This window comes from Bacillus sp. JJ1127 (assembly GCF_036965845.1).
Taxonomy (GTDB): domain Bacteria; phylum Bacillota; class Bacilli; order Bacillales; family Bacillaceae_G; genus Bacillus_A.
The window spans coordinates 6,551-10,693 of record NZ_JBALQK010000335.1; the positions used below are offsets into that span (position 1 = coordinate 6,551).

The 4,143-nt window shown below is 34.2% G+C and carries 3 protein-coding genes; 2 read left to right on the forward strand and 1 reads right to left on the reverse strand.

Translation table 11 applies throughout. The features are described from left to right. Positions 1–16 precede the first annotated feature (16 nt). Positions 17–553 carry a hypothetical protein gene (locus V7183_RS23880; RefSeq protein WP_335361061.1) on the reverse strand — a complete coding sequence of 179 codons (537 nt, stop codon included), beginning with the start codon at positions 551–553 and terminating at the stop codon, positions 17–19. Between the two features lie 333 nt (positions 554–886). Here V7183_RS23880 and V7183_RS23885 point away from each other — a divergent pair, with 333 nt between their 5' ends. Next, positions 887–2,059 (forward strand): GNAT family N-acetyltransferase, encoded by a 1,173-nt coding sequence (locus V7183_RS23885; RefSeq protein WP_335361062.1) that lies wholly within the window; start codon positions 887–889, stop codon positions 2,057–2,059. Positions 2,060–2,186: 127 nt separating this feature from the next. Next, positions 2,187–3,812, forward strand: coding sequence for an ABC-F family ATP-binding cassette domain-containing protein (locus V7183_RS23890; protein ID WP_097894742.1), 1,626 nt, complete (start codon positions 2,187–2,189; stop codon positions 3,810–3,812). The last annotated feature ends 331 nt before the right edge of the window (positions 3,813–4,143 follow it).

The following is a 4,143-nucleotide window of genomic DNA, read 5'->3' on the forward strand; positions in this document are numbered from 1 at the left end:
TTATAGACGTTTTATTTTAAATTGATGGGGAAGGGAATCTAGCTCCTTCAAAACGTGTAATACTATCAAGTAAATTGATTGTACCAGCTACGCTAGATATAAAAAATACTTCAACGATGTCCTCACGTTGTAATTGAGTAATGGTAGAAACGGTTATGATATTTTTAATCTTGATATTTGCTCCAAAGAAATCATTATTAGCAGCTACCTCATGACCATTTGCTTGAATACTTATTCTTCCTCTGTAGCCCTCATTGAAATTATTCGGTGAGAAAAGAATACTTGCAGTCAATGAGTATACACCTCTTGTTTCAGGAATGAACGTGGATGCAGCTGAGTTGAATTCATTTGCTAAATCAAATTCTATATGAGGATATAAAACTTTAGCAGTAGTATTGGCGGGTATTTGTTGAAGGGTAGACATGTTGATAGCTCTGAATGCAAAGAGTCTTGTGAATTCAGAAGTTTCTTCCCTTGGATCCCTATTCCTTCTTGAGGGAAGTGGATCCCGAGTTGCATTTAATTTATCTATTTTATTAAAGTAAGAATTCATAATGGTTTATTCTTCCCTTCTTTGCTTTCGAGTATATAAATGGAAATAAAAGTGATTTACTTGGCCGAATTATATACCTGAGATTAAAAATTCATTGATAAGTAACTTGTATGAAAATAAGAAGTTAGGAATTTTCAGTAGGTGTATCGAGGTATATAATTCATATAATATACAGTGGACAGGATAAAAGTGATGGGTGCGTTTATGATAAATCTGCAATTAGAAAATAAATGAACTAGGGAAGATGTATAAAGCATTTTCTCTTTTTTCATTTTATATAGGATTTTACATGCAATAGTTCGAATTAAATAAGTGGAATAGGAGGATGAAATAATGAAAGTAATTGAATTAGCAGAAAGTCATTACCGTGAAGCGATAGAATTATCAGAATACGCTTTTCAATATAAAGTGCCAGAAGATCAACTTGAAAAGCGCCTTAAGTTAATGAAAGAGCATCACCAGTTATATGGAATTGTTGAGGAAAATAAGCTAGCAGCAAAATTACACCTTCTTCCACTTGAAATTAATATTGGTGATGGGATTTTTAAAATGGGTGGAATTGCAGAGGTAGCAACGTATCCAGAGTATAGAAGAAGCGGGTATGTAAAAGAGCTATTAAAACATGTATTAAAAACAATGAAGGACGGTGGATATAGCGTATCCATGCTACATCCATTTGCGGTTTCTTTTTATAGAAAATACGGATGGGAACTTTTTGCGAATCGTCTTATATGTTCTTTGACAAAAGCAGATTTAGTTATGCAAAAGTCAGTTAAGGGAACGGTCAAACGTTATAATAAAGATACCCATTCTGAAGAAATAAGTGAAGTGTATGAACAATTTGCTAAAGGTTTCTCCGGTATGTTAGTGCGAAGTAAAGAATGGTGGAATCAATCGGTTTACCATGATCTTACGGTAGCGGTTTATTATAGTGAAGAAAAAGAGGCAATGGGTTACATTCTTTATGAGATAAAAGATTCAAAAATGACAGTAGAAGAATTTATTCCATTAAATAATGAAGCAAGACATGGACTTTGGAATTTTATTTGCCAGCATGATTCCATGATAAAAGAGCTCAAAATGGTACTACATGAAAGAGAACCGTTATTATATACGTTGCAAGAACCGCGAATGAAGGCTGAAATTATGCCATATTTTATGGCCCGAATTGTTGATGTAAAGAGTTTTCTTAAACAATATTCATTTGAATGGGATAATCAAAAAAATGATGTAATCTTACATATTTCTGACTCATTTGCACCGTGGAATAATAAAACGGTTGCATTAACAAATAAAGAAGTTGTATTTGTTAATGATGAAGAAAGAAAGGAATTACAAAATACAGGAATTCAATTGGATATAAATACGTTATCAACAATGTTATTTGGATATAAGCGTCCATTAGAGCTATATGAAATCGATTATATTTCAGGAACAGAGGAAGAAGTACAGGCACTTGAACATTTGATTCCATTACATAAGCCGTTTATTTATGATTTCATTTAAGAACTTTTTATAATAGAAATTTTCGTTCGCTGAAATAGAAAGCCGATTTGATATACCTTTAGATGGCTAAATATGTTATAGTAAGTGAGGTATATATATATAAAAGTATCAAAATTGGAGGAACCACATGATTACAGTTAGTAACGTAGGATTGCGCTTTGCGGACAGAAAATTATTTGAAGATGTTAACATAAAATTTACACCAGGTAACTGCTACGGTTTAATCGGAGCAAACGGTGCTGGTAAATCAACATTTCTAAAGATTTTATCTGGAGAAATTGACCCATCAACAGGCGATGTAAATATTACGCCTGGTGAGCGTTTAGCAGTATTAAAACAGAACCACTTTGAATACGAAGAGTTTCCTGTATTAGAAACAGTAATTATGGGTCACACACGTCTTTACAAAGTGATGCAAGAGAAAGATGCGATTTACATGAAAGAAGATTTCAGTGATGAAGACGGTATGCGTGCTGCAGAACTTGAAGGAGAGTTTGCTGAGCTAAACGGTTGGGAAGCTGAATCTGAAGCTGCAATCCTTTTAAAAGGATTAGGCATTGGAGAAGATCTTCATGATAAAAAGATGTCTGAGTTAACAGGTGCAGAGAAAGTAAAAGTATTACTTGCTCAAGCACTATTTGGTCAACCTGACATTTTATTACTTGATGAGCCTACCAACCATTTAGACTTAAAAGCAATTCAATGGTTAGAGAACTTCTTAATGAACTTTGAAAATACAGTTATCGTTGTATCCCATGACCGTCACTTCTTAAATAAAGTATGTACGCACATGGCGGATCTTGATTTCGGTAAAATTCAATTATATGTTGGTAACTATGACTTCTGGTATGAATCAAGCCAGTTAGCATTGAAACTAACACAAGATGCAAATAAGAAAAAAGAAGAGAAAGTAAAAGAGTTACAAAACTTCATTGCACGTTTTAGTTCAAACGCATCTAAAGCGAAGCAAGCGACTTCTCGTAAAAAGTTATTAGATAAAATTACATTAGATGACATTAAACCATCATCACGCCGTTATCCGTTCGTTGGCTTCACACCAGAGCGTGAAGTAGGAAATGACTTATTAACTGTAGAAGGTCTTTCAAAAACGATTGATGGAGAAAAAGTGTTAGATAATGTGTACTTCACGTTAAATAAAGGTGATAAAGTTGCATTTATCGGACGTAATGATATTGCAATGACAACATTATTTAAAATTCTTATGGGTGAAATGGAGCCAGATAGCGGTTCATTTAAGTGGGGCGTTACAACATCTCAAGCTTACTTCCCAAGAGATAACTCTAAGTACTTCGAGAACAGTGAATATAACTTAGTTGAATGGTTACGTCAATTCTCTCCACAAGATGAAACAGAAAGTTTCTTACGTGGTTTCTTAGGTCGTATGCTATTCTCTGGTGAAGAAGTAAAGAAAAATGTTTCTGTATTGTCAGGTGGAGAAAAAGTTCGTTGTATGCTTTCAAAAATGATGTTAAGCGGAGCAAACGTATTAACACTTGATGATCCAACGAACCACTTAGACCTTGAGTCTATCACAGCATTAAACAACGGTTTAATCGCATTTAAAGGAACATTACTATTCACATCTCATGACCATCAGTTCGTACAAACGATTGCAAACCGTATTATCGAAGTAACACCAAACGGCGTAATCGATAAGGAAGCGACATACGATGAGTTCTTAGAAAATGAAGAACTTCAAAAACAAGTGGATGCAATGTATCAAGGAAAATAATCTATAAAACAAACCCCTCGCACTTAGAATAGAGCGAGGGGTTTGTTTTTTTTACTATATGTACAATCAATTAAAAAACCGACATAAAACTTCTCTTTTTAGGCGGGAGAGAGGAGAACATCTGGCCATACATAGAAGCGGCCAGGGCCTTTTCCTGTTACATGAGAAGTAAAGTAAGTTACTTTTTATTCTGCATAGCAGGGGTTTAGATGTTGAAAAATTAAAATGGATTTATATAAATGAATAGTTGTTTACTGGATAAGGGGCATTATCCAGTAATAGGTGATAAAAAATAGACCATCTTGTCAGCACAAGATGGTCAAGGAAGGGG

Excerpts from the sequence above, each read along its gene's own strand:
- V7183_RS23880 (WP_335361061.1), bottom strand. The coding sequence starts at position 553 with ATGAATTCTTACTTTAATAAAATAGATAAATTAAATGCAACTCGGGAT.
- V7183_RS23885 (WP_335361062.1), top strand. The coding sequence starts at position 887 with ATGAAAGTAATTGAATTAGCAGAAAGTCATTACCGTGAAGCGATAGAA.
- V7183_RS23890 (WP_097894742.1), top strand. The coding sequence starts at position 2,187 with ATGATTACAGTTAGTAACGTAGGATTGCGCTTTGCGGACAGAAAATTA.